Annotated in this window: 1 protein-coding gene; it reads right to left on the bottom strand. The window is 69.7% G+C overall.

Annotated elements, in window-relative coordinates:
• Nucleotides 1–184: 184 nt before the first annotated feature.
• A complete protein-coding gene (locus AWB94_RS16345; protein WP_062656581.1) occupies nucleotides 185–22876 on the bottom strand; it encodes a non-ribosomal peptide synthase/polyketide synthase in 22692 nt (7563 codons plus the stop codon).

Below are 22876 nucleotides of genomic sequence, written 5' to 3'. Positions count from 1 at the left end.
ATTCGGCAGCACTGTCACGCCTTGCAGACACCCTTGGTGCGGTTACCCACGAAAACATCCCCGTCCACGCAGAACTGGCAATCTTGTGTTGCGCAGCACCCACCGTCGAGAGCAGTCGACGGCGATGCTGACCGCCTCACACCCACTCGCGCTGCCGGTGTTCGTCACAGGCTCGGCGGTGATGTCAGCCCTGCAGCCGTTCGGCGATCAGCGGTCCCAGCTGTTCCAGGGTGTCGGCGTCCAGCAACTCGGAGTGCCTGCACGCCACGGTCACCACCTCCAGCCGACCGCGCACATGGGCCTGCCAGCCCTGGGAGGCGACACCGTGCAGATCCATCTCCAGGATGGCGGCGTCGACGAAGAAGACGTCGCCGTCGTAGCGGCCGTAGTCGGCCCCGGCGGTGAATCGCTCAGCGGCGACATAGTTCTCCAGCACCTGGGCAATTCGGGTGTCGTCGAGCATGGCGATGGCATCCCCGCCGTCACGGACCAGCGTCACCGCGTCGGCCACGGTCATCCGGGTTCCGGCCTGGACCGCGAAGCCCATCTCCCTCAGCAGGCTGCCCAGAACCGCCTCGGCGTCGAAGTCGGCACCGGGCGCGGTATCGGGCCGCGCGTCGAGCATGCCGACGAAGCCGACCTCCCGACCGCGCCGGCGCAGCTCCGAGGCGATCAACAGCGCCATCGACCCGCCGAAGGACCAGCCGAGCAGCCGGACCGGACCGGTCGGCGCCACCCGTTCGACCGAATCCGCATATTCGTAGGCGAGTTCGGCGATGGTGTCCGGCAGCCGGCCGGTCGCGAACAGGGGTGACTGCAGGCCGTAGATCGGAATATTCTCCGGCACATACCTTTTCAGCCCGGCGAACTGCCAGCTCAGACCGCTGGCCGGGTGCACGCAGAACAGCGGGGCTTCGGCCCGTCCCGTCGCTTCGCTCGCCGCTGAATCGCCGGTCACGCGCAACGGCAGTATCGGGTCCAGACTCGCCGTGTCGGCGCCACCACCGTGCAACCGTGACGCGATATCGGCCACGGTCGGTGTCACCATCAGATCGGCCACCGCGATATCGACGCCGAACTCCCGCCGGATCGCCGACGCCAGCCGCACCAGCAACAGCGAATGCCCACCCAGGGCGAAGAAGTCATCGTCGATGCTGGCGCTCGCCCCCTCGCCCTTCCCCGTCGCTTCGCTCGCCCTCTCGCCATTCCCCGTCGCTTCGCTCGCCCCCTCGCCATTCCCCGTCGCTTCGCTCGCCCCTAAACCGAGCACTTCGGCGAACAGGGCGCACAGCCGCCGCTCGTCGTCGGTCCGCGGCGCCCGACCGGTACCCGCGGTGATCTCGGGCTCCGGCAGTGCGTTGCGGTCCAGCTTGCCGCTGGGTGTCAGCGGGAACTCCGTCAGCTCCACATATGCAGCGGGCACCATGTGGACCGGCAGCGCGGCCGCGGCGTGTTCGCGCAAAGCTGCGGCGGCATCGCTTCGCTCGCCCCCGGTCCCGGCAACGTAGTACGCCACCAGCCGGTCGTTGCGGACCACCACCCGCGCCGAGGACACGCCGGGATGACCGGCCAGCACCGTCTCGATCTCGGCGGGCTCGATGCGCACCCCGCGCAGCTTGATCTGGTCGTCGCTGCGGCCCAGATACTCCAGCTGGCCGTCGCGGCGCCAGCGCACCACGTCACCGGTGCGGTACAGCCGCGTGCCGCTGCCGAACGGGTCGGCGACGAACCGATGCGCGGTCAAGCCCGGTCGATGGAGATACCCGTCCGCCAACTGGACACCGGCCAGATACAACTCGCCCGGCGCACCGTCCGGGACCGGTTCGAGGTAGCCGTCGAGTACGTGCGCGCGCACGTTCCAGCCGGGCACGCCGAGCGCCACCGGGCCGCCGTCGGCGGTCCAGCCCAGCACGTCGACGGCTGCCTCCGTCGGTCCGTACAGGTTGTGCAGCGGCACACCGAGTGCCGCGGCGAACCGGGCAGCCAGGTCATCGGCGAGGGCCTCGCCGCCGACCGTCACCCGCGTCAGCGACCGGCACTGCGCCGAACGCGGTTCGTCCAGGAACAGTTCGAGCATCGACGGCACGAAGTCCACCGCCGTGACCCGTTCGGCGACAATGGTTTCGGCCAGGTAGGCCGGATCACGATGCCCACCGGGCCGGGCGATCACCAAGGTGGCGCCGACGCTCAGAGGCCAGAACACCTCCCACACCGAGGTGTCGAAGCTGATCGGGGTCTTCACCAGCATCCGATCCCCCGCTGTCAGCGGGTACGCGTCCTGCAGCCAGGAGATCCGGTTGACTATGCCGATGTGTGGGACGGCCACCCCCTTGGGCCGGCCGGTGGACCCGGAGGTGTAGAGCACGTAAGCCCATGCGGCAGGGTCGATCTCATGCAGCGGAGGCCGGCCGTGTCCGTCCCGTAGCCGGCGGACGACCGCCGGGTCGGACAGCACGATCTGCGCTCCCGAATCGGCCAGCATGTAGTCGCGGCGGTCCTGCGGGTAGTCCGGATCCAGCGCCAGGTATGCGGCACCGGATTTCGCGACGGCCACCAGCGCGACGATCAGCTCGATCGACCGCGGCAGGGACACTCCGACGATGCCTCCCACCGCCACGTCGAGGCCGGCGGCCAGCCGGTCGGACCAGGTATCGAGTTCGTCGTAGGTCAGCTCGGCGCCCTCGAATCGCACCGCGACCGCGTTCGGGGTCAGTGCCGCCTGTCGAGATACCAACCCGCCCAGGCCGATCGGGGTGACCGGGTGGTCGGTGGCATTGCGGGCGGCCACGGTGGCGCGTTCGGTCTCGTCGAGCAGGTCGAGCGCGCCCACCGGAAGCGTGCTGTCGTTCGCGAACTGGTCCAATGCGGTGATCACGCGGCGCGCCAAGGTGCGTACCGTCGACGCGTCGAAGAGGTCGGCGCTGTATTCGGCCATGATGGTGGCACCGCCGCCGTCGCGGTCGTCGATCAGGGTGAAGCCGAGATCGAACATGGCCGCGGCGACGGGCGGCTCGGTCCACCGGGTCGGCAGCCCGAACATCTCGGTCGGCCCGCCGGCCCGCAGGTGGTAACCGACGAACACGTTGAACAGCGGGTTGCGTCCGGCCACCCGCGGCGGATTGAGCATTTCCACGAGTTGGTCGAACGGCAGTTCCTGGTGCGCGAACGCGGCGAGGTCGGCGGTGCGCACCCTGGCCAGCAGTTCGTCGAACGTGGGGTTGCCCGACACATCGGCGCGCAGCACCACGGTGTTGACGAAGAAGCCGATCACCTCGCTCAGTGCCGCCTCGTCGCGGCCGGCCACCGGTGTGCCCACGACGATGTCGTCGCCGGCGCCGAGCCGGTGCAGCACCGCGGCCACCCCGGCATGGAGCAGCATCAGCGGGCTGACCTGGTGACGGGTGGCCAGATAGCGCAGTGCCGCAGCGGTTTCCGACGGGATGTCGACGTAGGCGACACCGCCGGCGCCGCTGGGTCGCGGCGGGCGGGGCCGGTCGGTGGGCAGCGCGAGCTCGTCGGGCGCCCCAGCCAGTGCCGTACGCCAGAACTGGCGCTGCTGGTCGGCGACCCGGTCGAGCAGGTCGCGCTGCCACAGCGTGTAGTCGGCGTACTGCACCGGCAAGGCGGCAAGCGCGGCCGGTGCACCGCCGAGCCTGGCCGCGTAAGCCTGGTTGAGATCGGCCAGGAAAGGCCCGTCCGACCACTCGTCGGTAGCGATGTGATGCAACAGCAGCACGACGGTGTACTCGTCGGATGCCGTGCGGAGCACGCTGACCCGTATCGGTATCTCGACGCTCAGATCGAACGGCCGTTGCACTGCGGTGGCGATCTGCCGGTCGGCGTCGGCGGCGTCGAGCAGCTCGATGGGCGCCCGCGATCCCTTCGGCAGGATCTGCTGGACGTACTCGCCGTCGTCTTCGGCGAATACGGTGCGCAGCGCCTCGTGTCGAGCGAGAACGTCGGCCAGTGCGTCATCCAGGACGTCCAGTCGCAACGGCCCCTGCACCTGGAAGGCCAGCGGGTAGTTGTAGGCCGAACCGTTCTCGCCGAGGCGGTCCAGCATGAGCAGCCGCTGTTGGGCCGGGGACGCCGGAATCCGGTCGGGTCGCGGCAGCACGACCAGTTCGGGGCGCGCGATCATGCGCGGCCGCTCGTCCAGGAGTGCGGCGAGCTCGCCCACGGTGGGCGCGTCGAAGACGTCCCGGATGGACATCTCGACGCCCAGGTCGGCACGTACCCGGTTGATCAGCCGGATACTGACCAGCGAATGCCCGCCCAGGTCGAAGAAGTCGTCATCCACCCCCACCTCGTCCAGGCCGAGAACCTCGGCGAACAGCCCGCACAGCGTCTCCTCCGTCGGCGTCTGCGGTGGCCGGCTCGCCGGGCGCTGCTGCGCCACCTCGGGTAGCGCCCGGGTGTCGAGCTTGCCGTTGTCGGTCATCGGCAGGGCGTCGAGCACGGCCATCGCCGAGGGCACCATGTAGCCGGGCAGCACCGTCTTCAGGTGGCCGCGCACCCGCCGGATCAGGTCCGCATCATCCGCACGTGAACCGGCCGCGACGAGATAGCCGATCAGCCGATGCGATCCCGAGGTGTTCGGGTCGGGACGGGCGACGACGGCGGCCTGCCCGACGTCGGGGTGTGCGGCCAGGGCCGCCTCGATGTCCCCGAGCTCCACCCGGTAGCCGCGGATCTTGACCTGATCATCGGTGCGGCCCAGGAAGTCCAGGTTGCCGTCGGGGCGGCGGACGACCAGGTCACCGGTCCGGTACATCCGCGCATCCTCGTCGCCGCTGGCCTCGAACGGATTGGCGACGAACCGCCCGGCGCTCAGGGCGGGCTGACGCAGGTAGCCGCGGGCCAGCCCGGCACCGGCGATGTACAGCTCACCCGGGGTGCCGTCCGGCACCGGGCGCAGCCAGGCGTCCAGGATGTAGGCGCGGGTGTTCCAGATCGGGGTGCCCACGGTCGGGGTTGTGCTGTCGTCGGTACCGCCGCCGAGGGTGTTGATGGTGTATTCGGTGGGCCCGTACAGGTTGTAGCCGTAGCTGGTGTCGCTGTCGCGCAAGCGATTCCACACCGTGGCCGACACGGCCTCACCGCCGAGCAGTACCAGCACGGGTGCGTGCCCCTCGGGGGCGAGCGAAGCCGCACGGGAAGAGCCGCGGTCCAGCAGGCCCTGTTCGATCAGCAGTTGCGCGTAGGTCGGGGTGACGTTGATGACGTCGATCCGATGTTCGTGGCAGTAGGCCACCAGTGCGGTGGCGTCGCGGCGCAGGTCCTCGTCGCAGATGTGCACCTCGTGACCCTCGATCAGCCACAGCAGTTCCTCCCACGACATGTCGAAGGAGAACGACACGGTGTGCGCGATGCGCAGCCGCCGGCCGCCGGCCTTGGCGATGGCCGGAGCGAAGATGGCCTCCCGGTGGTTCAGGTGCATGTTGGTCAGCCCGCGGTGCGGGGTGAGCACACCCTTCGGTTTGCCGGTGGAGCCGGATGTGTAGATGACGTAGGCCGGTTCGTCCAGACCGGGGCGGTGACCGTCCCAGATCGCCGGCGCCGCCGCGAGTTCGGCGGCCGTCTCGGGGTCGTCCAACACCAGTACCGGGCAGGATGCCACTGCCACGGCACCGATCCGGCCGGCCACCGCGCGGGTGGTGATGATGGCGGCCGGCTGCCCGTCGGTGAGCATGACGGCCAGTCGGTCGTCGGGATAGTCGAGTTCCAGCGGCAGGTATGCCGCACCGGAGCGCAGTACCGCGAACAACGCCACCACCGCGGTGATGGACCGTGGGATGGCCAGTGCCACCGTGGTTTCCGCACCGATCCCGCGTGCCCGCAGCACCGCGGCCATCCGGTTCACCTCGGCGTCGAGCTGTCCGAAATCGATGCTCTGGGCGCCACACACCAGCGCGGTGTGGCCGCCGGCGGTGCGGCTACGCTCGGCGAGCAGATCGATGACGGTCGCCTCAGGCAACGGATGCCGGGTCGAATCGGCCTGGGCGAGTTGCCTATCGGCTTCCTCGGGGAGCACCAGCTCGGCCGCGGCCAGGGTCGCGGCCGGATCCATCCCGAGCAGGACCTGCCGTAGCCGGTCCAGCAGTCGCTGCGCGTGCGCGCGGTCCACCACGTCGGGCCGATACTCCAGTTTCATCCACAGTCGGCGCCCGGGTGAGGCCACCCAGGTCAGCGGGTAGTGCGAGGCGTCGATCGAATCGTGGCCGACGATCCCGTACTCGGTCTCCATGTCGGTGAAGGTGTCGTCGTCCAGGAAGTTCTGCAGCACATAGAGACTGTCGAACAGGGTTCCCTGCTGGCCGACGGCGCGCTGGATATCGCCGAGCCCCAGGTATTCGTGGTCCATCAACAGCAGGCGGTCGCTCTGCACGGCACGCATCGCGTCGGCGACGGTTACCTGCGGCCGCAGACGCACCCGGGTCGGCACCGTGTTGAGGAACAGCCCGATGACCGCGTCGATCCCGTCGATGTCGGTGGGACGCCCGGCGACCGTCGAGCCGAAGACCACATCGTCACTTCCGGTCTCGTAGGCCAGCACCAGTGCGAGCGCGGTGCTGATCAACGCATTCAGGGTCACCCCGCAATCCCGGGCGATCTGGGACAGTCGGCTTGTCTGCCCCTCGGTGAGGAAGAAGTCCAGCCGCAGGGCCAGGGTCGGCGCGGTACCGACAGCCGCGGGCACCACCAGCGTGGGAGCCGGAAGGTCGGCCAGGGCCCGGCTCCATTGCCGGCCGGACTCGGTGCGGTCCTGCGTGGACAGCCAGCGCAGGTAGTCGGTGAATTCTGCATGCGGCAGCGGAAGGTTCGCCGGGGTGCCGCGTTTGGCGGCCGCGTATTCGGCGAACAGTTCGCGTAGTAGTTGTTCGCGCGACCAGCCGTCCAGCAGCAGGAAGTGGTAGCTCAAGATGAGCCGGTCGGTCTCGGCGGTACGCAGCACGGTGAGCCGGACCAGCGGTGCTCGGGTGATGTCGAAGGTGCGCAGCCGCTCCTGTGCAGTGATGGCCGCGACCCGGTCTTTCGCGTGATCCGCCGCGAGCCCGGTGAGGTCGACGACTTCCGGTTCGCACGTGGGGTTTTCGGCGATGACCGCCACCGGGTGCGGCAGCTCGTCGGCTCGGAAGCCCGACCGCAGCACGGGGTTGCGGCGCATCACCGCCGCGACGGCCGCGGCGAGCGCCGTCGTGTCGACCCGTTCGGCGAAGTCGAACACGTTCTGCACGATGTACACCGCGGCGTCGGAATACCGCGCCTGGAAGTAGACACCTTCCTGCAGTGGGGACAGCGGCCAGATCGTCTCCACCGCTTCACTTTCGGTGATGTGGTCGATCTGCTGCTGGGTCAGGTCCACCAGCGGCAGATCCGACGGGGTCAAGGCACCGCTCGCCGTCGCCAGGCTGCCGAATTCGCGCAGCACGGCCGTCCAGTGGTCCGCGAGGTCCCGGACGGAGCCGGCGAACTCGCCGTCCGGGTAGGTCAGTGTCGCGCGCAGCCGTGGGCCGTCCTGCGTCTCGTCGCAGATGACGTTGATCTCCAGCAGGTACGGCGTGCCCAGGTCGGGGTCGGGTGCCACCCGTAGGGCATGCACCTCCGGTGCCGACTCCCAGTCACCGTCGGAATCCGAGGCCCAGCGGCCCAGATAGTTGAACAGCACCTGCGGTGGCGCGAGTCGGCCCAGCGCCGCCGCGGTGCGCGGGTTGCAGTACCGCAATTGGCCGTAGCCCAGCCCGCGGTCGGGGACCGAGCGCAGCCGTTCCTTGACGTCCTTGAGCACGGCCAGGTGGTGGTCACCCGCGCCCTCGGCGAGCGAAGCGACGGGGATTGATGACCCGGCGAGCCGGACCGGTGCGATGGCGGTGAACCAGCCGACGGTGCGGGACAGATCGAGGTCGTCGCCCCAGCCGTCGCGGCCGTGCCGTTCCAGGTCGAGGACGAACGGCGCGTCGGCCACGCCCCCGCGAGCGATGCGCCAGCGCTGCACCGCGACGTGCAAGGCGGCCACCAGCGTTTCGTTGACGTCGGCATTCGCGGCGGCGGGCACCGTGGTCAGCAGCGGCAGCGTCTCGGCGGCGGTCAGCCGGATCTCGTGATCCCGGGTATCCCCGACGGTGAGACCGAACGTGGCGGCCTGCGGGTCGAGTTCGCCGCCGGGTGCCAGGGTGGCGGTCCAATGTTCGAATTCGGCCAGTCGGGCGGCCTGCTGGGCGTTCTCGTTGACCGCCCGGGCGTAGGTGCGCAGCGACGTCGGCACGGGTGCCAGCCGCTGCCGGTTCCAGGCTTCGCCGAGATCGTCGACGAGGATCCGCCAGGACACGGCGTCGACGGTGAGGTGGTGGGCCACCAGCAGCAGCCGTCCTTGCCGTTCGGCGCCCAAATCGAACCACACCGCCTGCAGGACGGAGCCGGCTTCGGGGTCGAGGCGGTCGGCGGCGGCGTCGGATTCGGTGCCGATCAATGCCCGCAGAGCGTCGTCGTCGATACCGGCGGCGTCCACGTGCCGGACCGTGACCTGTTCACCCGCTGTGGTTTCCAGTGACCAGAGGGTGGGTGCGGGCCGGTGCAGGCGCAGCCGTAGCGCGTCGTGTCGGGCCACGACGGCGTTGACGGCGGCCTCGAGCCGCTCGTGAGTGGCGCCGGCGGGCGTGCGCAGCAGTTCGGCCTGATTGAACCGGGACACGGTACCGCCCAGTTCGGCGAGCCGTTGCACGATCGGGGTCAGCATGACCTCACCGAGGTCTGGTCCTGAGTCGTCGGCGGCCGTTTCGAGTTGGACCGCAGGGCTTCCGGCCGCCTCGGCAAGACCTGCCGGGGTGCGGGCGGTGAACACCTGTTGCGGGGTGATCCGCACGCCGAGACGGCGGGCCCGGTTGACCAGTTGGATGGCGATGATGCTGTCGCCGCCCATCGCGAAGAAGTCGTCGTCCACTCCGACGTCGGTGCCCAGGATCTCGGTGTACAGCGCGGCGAGCATGCCGGCGACACCCTGGTCGGTTCCCACGGGTACGAGCGTGGCCACGGTTTCAGCGGGTGCCGGCAGCGCGGCGCGGTCCAGTTTGCCGTTGACCGTGAGCGGCAGCGCGTCGAGGCCGATGAGTACGGCGGGCACCATGTAGCCGGGTAGTCGCGCGGCGAGTTCGTCTCGGGCGGCGGCGAAATCGGACTCGCCGACCAGATAGCCGATCAGCCTGGCCCGGCCCGCCGCATCAGGGTGGACGGCGGCGGCAGCATTGGTGATGCCCGGCAGCGCGGCGAGCGCCGACTCCACCTCACCCAGCTCGATGCGGTAGCCGCGGACCTTGACCTGCTGGTCGGAGCGGCCGATGTAGACGAGTTCACCGTCCTCGGCCCACATCGCGGTGTCCCCGCTGCGGTACAGCCGCTCACCGTTCGGATCGAACGGGTTGGCGACGAACCGGGAGGCGGTGAGGCCGGCCCGGCCGGCGTAGCCGCGCGCGAGTTGGCCTCCGGCAACGTACATCTCACCGATCACGCCGGTGGGTACCGGTTGCAGGGCGTTGTCGAGCAGGTGAATCTGCAGGCCCGGCAGGGGTCCGCCGATCACACTGCGGGCATCCGTGGCGTCGGTCGCGGTGAGTGGACGGAACGAGACGTGCACGCAGGTCTCGGTAATGCCGTACATATTGACCAGCTGCGGTGTGTCCGGGCGGTGTCGTTCGTACCAGCCGGTCAGCCGGCTGGTGTCCAGGGCTTCGCCACCGAACACGATGTAGCGCAGGGCCAGCGTCCGGCGACGGCGCCGGTCGGCGTCGATGAGGGGATAGAACGCCGACGGCGTCTGGTTGAGCACCGTCACGCCCTCGTCGCCGAGCAGGTCGATGAAGCGGTCCGGGTCCCGTGCCACGTCCTGCTCGACAATCACCAGTCGCCCGCCGTACGACAGCGCGCCCCACAGTTCCCAGACCGAGAAGTCGAAGGCAGCGGAGTGGAACATGGTCCACACGTCCGTCGGGCCGAACTCGAACAGCGTTGTGGCGCTGTCGAATAGTGCGGCAACCTGGCGGTGCGCGACGGTCACGCCCTTCGGAACACCGGTGGACCCGGAGGTGTAGATGACGTAGGCGGGATGGTCGGGGTCGACCCGCACCTGCGGGGCGGGTCCGGCGTGCCGCGCGGCATCGGCGAGCAGCACGGTGCGGGCCGATCCGGTGGGCACCCGGTCCGGTGTGTCGGTGAGGACGCAGACCGGGGCCGCGTCGGTGACGATGTGGTGCAGCCGTGCCGCCGGCGAGTCGATGTCCAGCGGAACATAGGCGCCCCCGGCCTTGAGCACGGCCAGCAGACCGACGATCAACTCGGTGGAGCGCGGGAGCGCGACCGCCACCCGGGATTCCGCGCCGACACCGAGGTCGGCGAGCGCCGCAGCCACTGCTGTGGAACGGGCGTCGAGTTCAGCGTAGGTGAGCCGTTCGGCTCCGCAGCTGACGGCCACCGCGTCCGGGGTCCGGGTCACGACGCCCGCGAAGAGCTCGACCAGAGTGCGGTCGGGTCCGGGGCGGGCGACATCGGCGATCACCCGGGCGCGTTCGGCGTCGGTGCGCAGGTCCACGGTGGCGACGGGGGCGTCCGGGTTCTCGGCGAAGGCGGCCAGGATACGTTCCACCCGTTCGGCGTACCGCTCGGCCTGGGTAGCGGTCACCACGTCGGCGTCGTACTTGATCTCGATGCCGAGTCGTTCGTCGAGATAAGCGACGAACGACAGCGGGTAGTGCGGGGCGTCGGTTCCGGTGAAGCGGTGGAACGTCAGCGCCCGGGGATCATCCGGAGTCTCGGTGCCGGTGGCCGGGAAGTTCTCGACCACGACCATGGTGTCGAAGAACCCGCGGACGCCGGCCAACTTCGCCAATTCGGCCAAGCCGAGCTGTTGGGCGTCGAGCAAGCCGCTCTGCTGATCCTGCAGGGCCACCATGACGGCGCCGATCGGGGTGTCGTGCTGCCATGCCATCGGTACCGGCAGGGTGTTGATGAGCAGTCCGACAAGGGAATCCGTGCCGGCCAGCTCTCCCCCGCGGCCGGAGACGGTGGAACCGAAGACCACCCGGGTGCGGTCCAGCAACCGACCGAGCAGCAGGCCCCACGCTCCGTGCAACACGGTGCTGGGGGTGACGCCCCGGTCCCGGGCGGTCCGGGTGAGTGCGGCGGTCAGCTCCGGGGACACCCTGCGCACGGCGCTGCGGTGCGCGCCGATGGTCTCCCGCCCGGCGGCGAACAGGATGGTGGGTTGCGCCCCGTCCAGGGCGTCGGACCATATCGCCCGGGCGGCATCGCGGTTCGCACCGATCGTGGCCTCGACGTGGTCGCGTAGGGTCGCCGTCACGGGCGCCAGGCCGGTGGCCGCGCCGAGGCCCGCGTTGTAGTGGGCGATGATGTCGCCAAAGATCACCGGGTAGGACCAGCCGTCGGCGACGATATGGTGCATGGTCTGGATCAGCCGGTGCTCGGTATCGCTGAGCGATACCACGGCGTAACGGACCAGCGGGGCCTCCGACAACATGAATGGCCGCGATAGCTGTTGTTCGGCAACACTTTTCACGTCACCCGTGGACACGGCGAATTCGATGGCCGGGTCGGAGAAAATGACCTGGGCGATCCTCCCGTCTCGCAGTTCGCGGAACCCGGCCCGCAGCGCCTGGTGGCGACACACGGTCGCGGTGACGGCGGCGCGCAGCAGCGCGATGTCGAGGGGTCCGCTGATCTCGGCGATCTGCTGTACCCGGTAGGTGTCGACGACGCCGTCGGGGCCCGCCTCGAGGAAGGCGCTGTGGAAGTACATGCCTTCCTGCAGTGGCAGCAGGGGGAGCACGTCCTCGATCTCACCGAGGTGCTCCCAGTCGTCGAGGTCGTCCTGGCTGATCGCGATGAGATCGAAGTCCGACGGGGTGTGGCCTGTCAGTGCCCGGCACCGGGTTAGCGCGTCGAGCGCATCGGTCCACATCGCCGCCAGCTGGTGGACGTCGGCGGCGGCGATCAGCCCGGCCGGCCAGGACAGCGTCATGGTCAGGACGGTGCCCTCGGCACCGTCCTCGGCGAGGGCGTTGATCTCCAGGGGCATGGCCGGATTGGAGTTGTCGACGCCTTCGCGCAGCGCCCCGATGTCGGCGACGGCCTCCCAGTCCCGTCCGGCTCCCCCGGCGAACCGGCCCAGGTAGTTGAACAGGATCTGCGGTGCCGCACCGTGTACCGGTGCCGTCGGGTCGAGGTAGCGCAGCACGCCGTAGCCGAGACCGCGGTTGGGGACGGTGCGCAGTTGCTCCTTGACCGCCTTGGCTGCCGTCGCCAATGCCGGGCCGGCGGCGAGAACCTCGGCCCACGGCACCGTGCCGGGGTCGATGGCGACCGGGTAGATGGAGGTGAACCAGCCGACGGTGCGGGATAGATCCAGATCCTGGGCGAGCGAAGCGACGGGGGAACGATCCCGGGCGAGCGAAGCGACGGGGAGAAGGTCGGATTCGCGGCCATGGCCTTCGAGGCTGAGCAGGGTGGCGCGTGCGTCGGTATGGCCACGGTCGGCGCGCCACTGGGCCAGGGCCAGGCTCAGACCGGTCAGCAGCACGTCGTTCACACCGCCGTACATGGCGGCCGGCACCTCGGCCAGCAGTGCCGTGCTGAGCTCGGGCGACAACGAAACACTGTGGTGGACCGTGGTTTCCGCGACGTCGAGAGCGGAGTCCAGCGGCCGGTGGCCGAGGTCCGGGTCCGGCGTGGCCAGCACGCGGTTCCAGTGTTCGATCTCGTCGGTGAACGTGGCCGCACCGATGGTTTCGGACCAGGTCCGGTACGAGGTTGGCACCGGGTCGACAGTCGGGACGCGGCCCGCGGCCACGTCGGCCCAGGCGCGCGACAGATCCTCGGTGAGGATGCGCCAGGACACGCCGTCGATCACCAGGTGGTGGATGACGAGCAGCAGCTGCTTCGCTTCCTCATGCCAGACCGCCCGCACCATGGTGCCGGTGGCCGGATCCAATTCGGCAGCCGCGGCGGCGACGACGGCGCCGGTGACGGCACCGGGTCGCCGGCTGACGGCGAATCTCGGTGTCGCCGGGGGAACGGTCAGCGTCCAGCCGGTCGCGGTCCGGTCCAGCCGGGCCCGCAACATGTCGTGCCCGCCGAGGACAGTCTGCAGGACCAGTTCCAGTTGTTCGCTGGTGATTTCGGCCGGGGTGGCCAGCACCATCGACTGGTAGAAGTTCGCCAGCGGGGTGTCGGACTGCGCCGTCTCGGCGAGTATCGGCGTCGCGGTGATCGGTCCGATTCCGCTGTCCGCGACAGTCGCCGCCGGGGCGGTCTCGGTGACCGAGGCTGCCAGCGCGGAGACCGTGCGACGCCGGAAGATGTCCCGCGGTGTGAGCTGCAGGCCGGCCTTGCGTGCCTTGCCCGAGACCGCGATCGAGGAGATGCTGTCCCCGCCGAGGGTGAAGAAGTCGTCGTCGATACCCACTTCTGACAGGCCGAGCACGTCGGCGAAGATGCCGGCCAGCAGCTCTTCGCGATGGTCGCGCGGGGCGCGGGTGGGACCGGACGCCGGCGTGACGGGTTCGGGCAGGGCCTTGGTGTCGAGCTTGCCGTTGACGGTGAGCGGCACGGTGTCCAGGACGCCGTACAGGGCGGGCACCATGTAGTCGGGCAGCGTCTGGGTCAGGGCTGACCGCAGTTCGACCGCCAATTCCGCCGGATTGCAGGGTGATTCGGGCACCACGTAGCCGGCGAGCTGTTTGGTGTTGGTACCCGATCCCGCGATGCCCGACCGTACGACGACGGTTGCGTGCCGAATACCCGGCAGCGCCTGCAGCGCCGCGGCCACCTCACCGAGTTCCACCCGGTAGCCGCGGATCTTCACCTGATCGTCGCTGCGGCCGAAGAAATCCAGGATGCCGCTGGCGTCGGCACGCCGCGCCACCAGATCACCGGTGCGGTACATCCGCCCACCGGGGTTGTTCGGGTCGGCGACGAATCGGTCCGCGGTCAGGCCGGCGCGGTGCAGATAGCCACGCGCCAAACCCGTTCCGGCGATGTACAGTTCGCCGATAACCCCGTCGCGGACCGGGCGCAGCCAGGCGTCCAGGATGTACGCGCGGGTGTTCCAGATGGGCCGGCCGACGGTCGGGGTGACGCTGTCGTCGGTACCGCCGCCGAGGGTGTTGATGGTGTATTCGGTGGGGCCGTAGAGGTTGTAACCCGTGCTGTCCGGCCTGTCGCGCAACCGGTTCCAGACGTCCTCGGACACCGCTTCCCCACCCAGCAGCACCAGGGTCGGGGCGTGCCGGCCCGCGTCGAGGAGGCCTTCGGCGAAGAGGTGGTGCGCGTAGCTCGGGGTGACGTTGACGACGTCGATCCGGTGCTCGTGGCAGTAGGCCACCAGTGCGGTGGCGTCGCGGCGCAGGTCCTCGTCGCAGATGTGCACCTCGTGACCCTCGACGAGCCAGAGCAATTCCTCCCACGACATGTCGAAGGAGAACGACACGGTGTGCGCGACCCGCAGCCGCCGACCGCCGGCCTTGGCGACGGCCGGGTCGAAGATCTCAGCCCGGTGGTTGAGCTGCATGTTGGTCAGGCCGCGGTACGGCGTCACGACCCCCTTGGGGCGGCCGGTGGAACCCGAGGTGAAGATCACGTATGCCGGGTACTCCAGCCGGTCGGCTCCGGTGAAGGCGCCGAGTTCGTCGTCCGACAGCGCGGTTCCGGGGGTCTGGGCGAGCGCCTCGATCACCGTCGCACTGTCCGGGCTCAGGACGGCGGCGCCGAGACCGATCTGGTGTGCTGTCAGTTCGGTGCTGGATTCCGGGCACACCAGCAGCACCGGCCGGGCGTCGTCGAGCATGCCGGTGAGCCGGGCCAGCGGGTAGTCGCGTTCCAGCGGCAGGTACGCCGCGCCGGTGCGCAGCACGGCGAACAGCGCCACCACCATGTCCAACGACCGCGGCAGCGCCAGTGCCACCACCTGTTCCGGCCGGGCGCCGTGCGCGATCAGCAACCGGGCCAGCCGGTTGATTCGCTCGTCGAGTTCGGCGTAGGTGAGCCGTTCGGCGCCGAAGACGAGCGCGGTGTCGTTCGGGCAGGAGGCCGCGCGCTCGGCCAGCAGGTCGGCGATGGTGGCGCCGCCGATGGGGTGTTCGGCCGTGCGCCACTGTGCCGCCAGCTCGTCGTGTTCGGCGTCCAGGATGAGGTCGAGCGCGCCGATCTGGGTGTCCGGCTGGGTCAGCAGCAGCTCGACGACGCGGCACAGCCGGGCCACCATCGCGGCCGCGGTGTCGGCGCCGACGACGTCGGGCCGGTACTCGAGTTTGATCCGCAGCCGCTCCCCCGGCGTGAGCACCCAGGTCAGTGGGTAATGGGTGGTGTCCACGAAGTCGACGCCGACGATGCCCTGTTGGCGCTCGAAGTCGGTGAAGGTGTCGTCGTCCAGGAAGTTCTGCAGCACGTAGAGACTGTCGAAAAGCTGCTGATGGCCTGCGGCGCGGGTGATGTCACCGAGCCCGACGTATTCGTGTGCCATCAGGGCCAGTCGGAAGTCCTCGACGCCGCGCAATAGTTCGGCGACCGTCGCGGTCGGCGCCATCGCCACCCGGACCGGGACGGTGTTGAGAAATTGACCGATCACATGCTCGACACCGGGCAGCTCCGGCGGCCGGCCGGCGACCGTGGTGCCGAAGACGACATCGGTGTTGCCGGTCTCGTAGCCCAGCACGATGCCCAGCGCGGCGGTGAGCACGGTGTTGGCGGTGGTGTGTTCGCGCCGTGCATGCTGGTCCAGCAGTGCGGTGACGCCGGCGGAGAGTTCGCCGTAGACCCGTTCCGGTAGGGCCGTTTCGGCTCCGCCGGCAGGGTCGGCGATCAGTGTCGGCTCCGTCAGTCCGCTCAGGGCCTCGGCCCACGCCCTGGCAGATGCTGCATGATCCTGCGCGGCCACCCAGCGCAGGTAATCGGCATAGGTGGCGGCGCCCGCGGGCAGGGCACCCCGCAGACCACCGGAGTTGTACAGCGCGAACAGCTCTCGCAGCACCAGTTCGCGGGACCAACCGTCCCAGAGCAGGAAGTGGCAGGTCAGCAGCAGCCGGTCGCCGCGGCCGGGCCGTCTGATGACGGTGAGACGCACCAGCGGGGGTGTGGTCAGGTCGAACGGTGCGGTGCTGTCGGCACGCATCACTTCGGCGAGTTGTTCTTCGGCCAGATCGGCATTCAGCTCGGTCAGGTCCACCTCGCCCACCGTGGCGGGCACGAAGCGTCCGATGTACTGCACGGGTCGGGGCAGGTCGGCACTGGTGAATCCGGCACGCAGGTTGTCGTGCCGGGACAGCATGGCTCCGAACGCCACGCGCAGCGCGTCGATGTCGAGCCGGTGGTCGAAGTCGAACACGTTCTGCGCCAGATAGGTGTTGACGTCGTCGGTGTAGGTGCACTGGTAGTACACGCCCTGCTGCAGCGGCGACAGGGGCCAGACGTCGGCCACCTCGACCGGGCAGGAACCCGTCAGCCTGGCCAGATCTTCATCGGAAAGTCCGTGCCATGCTTCGACTTTCGCCGGACCCGGCGCGGCGACGGGTGTGGCGGCATCCGGTACGGCACCGAGTGCGCGTGCCGTGCGTAACCGGAACAGGTCGCTGGTGGCCAGGGTGATGCCGGCCCCGGCCAGCCGGTTGACCACGCGCAGCGCCAGCAGGCTGTCACCGCCGAGGGCGAAGAAGTCGTCGTCGATGCCGGCTTCATCGATGCCGAGCACCGCGGCGAAGACGGCACAGATCTGCGATTCCCGGTCGGTGCGCGGTGCGGTGTGCGACGTGGCGATCACCGGTTCGGGCAGCGCCCGACGGTCCCTTTTCCCGTTGGGCAGCAAGGGAATGACGTCGAGCAGGGTGATCGTGGCCGGGGTCATGTGCGTGGGTAGCGTGGCGGCCACCGCGGCGCGCACGGTCGCCGGGTCGAGGGTGCTGCCGGCGCGGGCCACCACGTAGCCGTCCACGCGCTGCCCGCGGACGGTGACCACGGCGTCGGCGATGTCGGGCAGGGCGGTCAGCGCGGCTTCGACCTCGCCGAGTTCGACGCGGAAGCCGTTGATCTTGACCTGGTTGTCAGCGCGTCCCAGGTACTCGACGGCCCAGTCGGGCGTCCATCGGGCCAGATCGCCGGTGCGGTAGAGCCGTTCGCCATCCGCACTGAACGGGTCTGCGACGAACCGGGTGGCTGTGTCGGCGCACCGGCCGAGGTAGCCTTGCGCCAGTTGGGCACCACCCACGTAGATCTCGCCGACGGCGCCCGGCGGTACCGGGGACAGATCGGGCCCGAGCAGGTAGATTCGGGTGCCCGGGACCGGCCGGCCCAGCGTGACGGCCTGGCTCACCGGGCCGGCGAGTACGTCACCGGCCACTTCGGAGGATCCGTAGGAGTTCACGATCTCGGCTTCCGGTGAAACCCGTTGCAGCGCCTCAACCGTGGCGGCATCCAGGGCTTCGCCACTGCAGATCCAGCGCCGCAGGGAGCCGAGTTTGCGCCCTCCGACCTCGGCCATCGCCGATCCCAGGCTGGGTACCACCAACAGCTGGGTGGCGGCCACGTCGTCGACCAGGGCGGCCAGCGCCGCGCCGTCCTTGGCGGTGGCGTCGTCGGCGATGACCGTGGTGGCACCGGAGACCAACGCGCCGAGCAGTTCGGTGGCGCCGTCGATGAAGCTCATGGAGCTCTTGGCAATTCGGATGTCGTCGCGGTCCTGCGACCACACCGCCCTGGCCCAGGACAGTCGGTTGGTCAGGGCGCCGTGGGTGACGATCACGCCTTTGGGTCGGCCGGTACTGCCCGAAGTGTAGACGATGGATGCGGCGTCGTCGGGTTCGATATCCGTGTCGCGCCACGGGTGCCCCTGGGCGTCGGCGTGCACCACCTGCAGGTCATGGGTAGGTAGCGCGGTGCCGTCGGTGAGCACCACCACCGGCCGCGCATCGGCGAGCATGTAGCTGATGCGGACGGCGGGATAGCCGGGGTCGATCGGTAGATAGGTTGCGCCGGTGCGTAATACGGCCAGCAGTGCGATCGCCGTGGTGGCCGTCCGGCTGGTGGCGACGGCGACGATGTCACCGCGGCGCACACCGGCGGCCAGCAGGGCTCCGGCCAGGACGGCCGCCCGGTCGTCGAGGTCTCGGTACGTCAGCCGCATGCCGGACCGGTGTCCCGGCGCTTCGTTGGCCTGCAGGGCCACCGCGGCCGGGCTGCGGCGGACCTGGTTGTCGAAGAGTTCGAGGACGGTGCCGGTGCGGGCCGGCGCACCGGTGCCCGATCGCAGTACCTGGTCACGGCCGGGGGCGTCGAGGACCTCGATATCGCCGCAGCGGGCGGTGTCACCCGCTGCGAGGATGGCCGCCAGCGTACGGCGATACAGCGCCAGCACGTGTTCCGCGGTGCCCGTGTCCACCACGGCGCGGTCGTGGGTGAGCGCGACATGCAGGCGCTCCCCCGGTTTGACCATCAGGGTCAGCGGATAGTGCGGGGCCTCGATGACCTCCATGTCGGTCACCCGGATGGCGGCGTCCCGGTTGTCGGCGGCCGGGTAGTTCTCGACGACCACCAGGGTGTCGAAGAGTTCGGGGATCCCGATGGCGTGCTGGATGTCGGCCAACGCCACGTGATGGTGCTCGAACACCGCGGCGTGGGCGTGGGCGTGCCGTGCGACCACGGCCGCCAGGGTGTCCGCCGGGCTCCACTGGGTGCGGGCGGGCACCGTGTTGATCAGCAGGCCGACCATGTCGTCGATGCCCGCGACATCACTGCCCCGGCCGGAGACGGTGCTGCCGTGGACCACGTCGGTCCGGCCGGTGAGCCGGCCGACCGTGATCCCCCAGGCCGCACCGAGCACTGCGCTGACGGTCACACCGTGACCGGCGGCCCAATCGGCGATGTGTGCGTCGATGTCGGCTGTCACCCTGCCGAATCCCGCGCCGGCCGACCGGCGCGGCGGCAGCGCGTCCGCCAGTCGGGTCGGCTCCGCGACGCCGTCGAGTTCCGCGCACCACGCGGTCAGGGATTCCGCTGGTGACGTGCCGGCGAGCCAGGCCAGGTGGTCGCGGTAGCGCGCGGGCACCGGCAGCCTGCCGGTGTCGGGATCGTCGTGCAGGGCGGCCAACTCGCGCAACACGATCGGTACCGACCAGCCGTCGGCGATGATGTGGTGCACGGTCTGGATGAGGACGTGCCGGTGCGTCGAGAGCCGCACCAGGGTGTAGCGCATCAGCGGCGGATCGGCGAGGTCGAAGGGTTCGGTGCGCTGTTGCTCGGCGATCTGCGCGATGTGTGCCGTCGCGTCCTCGGCGGCGTGAGCGCTGAGGTCGTGGTAGTCCCACCGCACGGCGGGCGGGGTGCTCGCCAGGGTGGCGACCAGGCTGCCGTCGGCCAAGGGCCGAAACGATGCGCCCAGCTGCGGGTGCCGGGCGATCAGGGTGTCGGCGGCCTGGCGCAGCCGGTTCGGGTCCAGCGGCCCCTCGTAGGAGACGATCTGTTGCACCACATACGGATCGGTGTCGGCATAGGTGGAGTGGAAATAGATGCCTGCCTGCAACGGCGATAGCGGCAACACATCGGCGACGGCCACCGGCAGGGCGTCGATGTCGGCCTGGGTGAGTGCCACCAAGGGGAAGTCCGATGGGGTCGGCCCGGTGACGTCGGTGCTGTGCGCGATGGCGGTCAGCACCGACGTCCAGGCCTGCGCGAGTTCGGTGACGCGGTCCTTGTCCAGGACACCGGCCGGCCAGGAGAAGGTGGCTGCCAGGCGGGTACCCTCGTCGGTGTCGACGGCGACGGCGTTGATTTCGAGGGCGCGCGGCAGCGGCATGCGGGGATCACGATCCTCGCCGACCGTGGCATCAACCATCGTCCAGGGTGTCTGTTCGGTGCCGGCGAAGCGGCCGAGATAGTTGAACAGGATCTGCGGGGCAACCGATAGGTCCGGACGCTGACGGCCCGAAAGATAGCGCAGCGCACCGTAGCTCAGCCCATTGCGTGGGACGGCGCGCAGTTGTTCCTTGACGGTCTTGACCGCGGCGCCGAGCGTGGGCCCGCCGGCCATCAGCTCGGCCCAGCTGGCGACGCCGGGCTGCAGGTGGACGGGGAAAAGTGTCGTGAACCAGCCGATGGTGCGCGACAGGTCCAGATGCTCGCCCGCGGCGCCGAGGTGATCGGGTTCGCGGCCGTGCCCTTCGAGCTCCAGCAACAGACCGTGGTCGTCCCCACGCCAGTGCGCCACGGCCAACGCGAGTGCGGCCACGAGCGCATCGTTCACGCCGCCCCGGATGGCGGCGGGCACCGGCCCGAGCAACCGCGCGGTGCTGTCCTGGTCCAGCCGGACGGTGAGCCTGTCTTCGGTGGCCACGGTGTCGGTCGCCGGATTCAGCGCCCTGGTGCCGATCAGCGGGTCGTCGGCCGCCACCGCGCGCAGCCAGTAGGCCTCATCCGTTGCGAAGTCGCCGCGGATGCACGCGGCGCGAAGTTCGGTCGCCCATTGGCGGAAGGTGGTGTCGGGCTTGGCGATGGCGATCGGCCGCCCTGCGGTGATATCCGCCCATGCCGACTGCAGATCCTCGGCGAGCACCCGCAGTGACACGCCGTCGATCACGACATGATGCACCACCAGGATCAGCCGGCCCGGTTCACCGGCGCCGTCCAGCCATACGGCGTTGAGCATCCGACCCGCCGCGGGGTCCAGTTCGGCGACGGCTCGATCATGCGCCGCCTTCTGATCGGCGGATCGGTCGATGCGCGTGAGGATGTCGGCGGCGGCCACCGCGGCGGTCACCGGTACCGTCAGTCCGCCGTCGCTGCCGAGTCGGGCACGCAACAGGTCGTGACAGTCCAGCAGGGCGTCGAGCATCGCGGTCAGTGCCGGCGGGGTGAGGCCGGCCGGAGTGTGCACGGCCATCGATTGGAAGAAACCGTCTGTGCCATTGCCGATTTCGTGCAGCCACGCCAGGATCGGGGTGGGTTCGACGTTGCCGGTGCCCGGCACGGTTGCGGGACCGGCCACTTCGATGTCGGTGACGGCGGCGGCGAGCGCGGCGGGAGTGCGCAGGGTGAGCACGTCGCGCGGCCGAACCCGCAGACCGGCGCGGCGGGCCCGGCTGACCAGCCCCATCGCGGCGATGCTGTCACCGCCGATCCCGAAGAAGTCGGTGTCGGCGCCGACGGACGGCACCCCGAGCAGATCGGCGTACATGTCGCAGATCACCTGCACGCGTGGATCGGTCACGGCCGCACCGGAACCGGCATCCACGACGACCGGCTCGGGCAGGGCCCTGCGGTCGATCTTGCCGTTGGCGGTCACCGGGAACTCGTCGAGCACCAGCACCGCACCGGGCACCATGTGCTCGGGCAGCTTCTCGGCGCACCAGGTGCGCAATTCGCCAGGGTCGGCGCCGGTGGTGGACAGGGCGTAGCCGGTGAGCTGCGCTCCCCCGGCGGGGGTCTTGCGCAGCACGACGGCCGCGTGCCTGACCTGTGGGTGCGCGGCGAGGACGGCCTCGATCTCCTCGAGTTCGACGCGCATGCCGCGGATCTTGACCTGATTGTCGGCGCGGCCCAGGAATTCGAGTACGCCGTCGGGTGTCCAGCGGGCAAGGTCGCCGGTCCGGTACATGCGAGAGCCGTCCTGCGCGAACGGGTTTGCGATGAATCTCGCTCCGGTGAGCCCGGGTGCGTTGACGTAGCCGCGGCCGAGCAGGAAGCCGGCCGCATACAGTTCGCCGCCCACGCCGACGGGCACGGGCTGCAGATCGTCGTCGAGGACGTAGAGCTGGGTGTGCGGATTGGGCCTGCCGATCGAGGTCTCGATGCGCTCGGCGCGGTCGCGGTAGATCACGTGGGAGACGCCGATGGTGGCCTCGGCCGGGCCGTACCCGTGATAGAGCGTGGTGGACAGCTGGGTGCGGAACCGGTCGAACAGGGCCGGGGTCAGCACCTCTCCGCCGCACCAGACGTGCTTGAGCCCCGATAGCGGACTCGTGGCCGTGTCTGTCTCGGACGCGAGATCCAACAAGACGTCGAGCATCGACGACACCAGGTAGACGAAGGTGACCTTTTCCGTCGCGATCAGGTCGAGCAGGTACTGCGGGTCCCGTTCGCCGCCCGGATCGGCGACCACCACGTAGCCACCGGACACCAGTGGGAGTAACACTTCGTTGATCGAGATGTCGAAGGACAGCGGCGCTTTGAACAGGGAGGCATCGCCTGGTCCGAAGCCGAGGATCTCCTGCACCTGCCAGTTCAGCCGCTCGCAGATGGCCTCGTGCCGGATCATCGCACCCTTGGGCTTGCCCGTGGATCCCGAGGTGAAGATGACGTACGCCAGTTGGCCGGCGTCGATATCGACGGCGGGGGCGGTCGCGGGCTGGTCCTCGAAATCCCAATCGTCAAGGTCGAGTTCGATGGGGTTCGGGTCGCCGGGGCACGCGGCGCCGGGCGCGACGAGCACAGCAGTGGCCCGGGTGTCGGCGAGCACCTGGGCGCGCCGTTCGGCCGGCCACTGCGGGTCCAGTGGGACGAAGGCACCGCCGGCGGCCAGGATGGCGACCACCGCGATGACCATCTCGGTCGAGCGCGGTACCGCGATCGCGACCACCCGCTCATGGTCGACGCCCTGGGCCCGGAGATAATTGGCGAGCTGGTAGGCGCGCACCGCAAGACCGCGGTAGGTCAGCCGGATATCGCCGGAATCTCTACCCGTCGCTGCGCTCGCCCGGCTCACGACGGCGAGTGCATCCGGTGTCAGTCGTGCTTGCTGCGCGAACAGCTCGGGAACGGTGGCCGTGGCCGATGGCCACGTCTCGTTGTTCCACTGCCGCAACAGTTCGAGTCGATCCTCCACAGTCAG

Origin of the sequence: Mycolicibacterium canariasense, from assembly GCF_002101555.1 — a bacterium.
Lineage (GTDB): Bacteria > Actinomycetota > Actinomycetes > Mycobacteriales > Mycobacteriaceae > Mycobacterium > Mycobacterium canariasense.
This window is presented reverse-complemented; position numbering and strand designations above follow the sequence as displayed.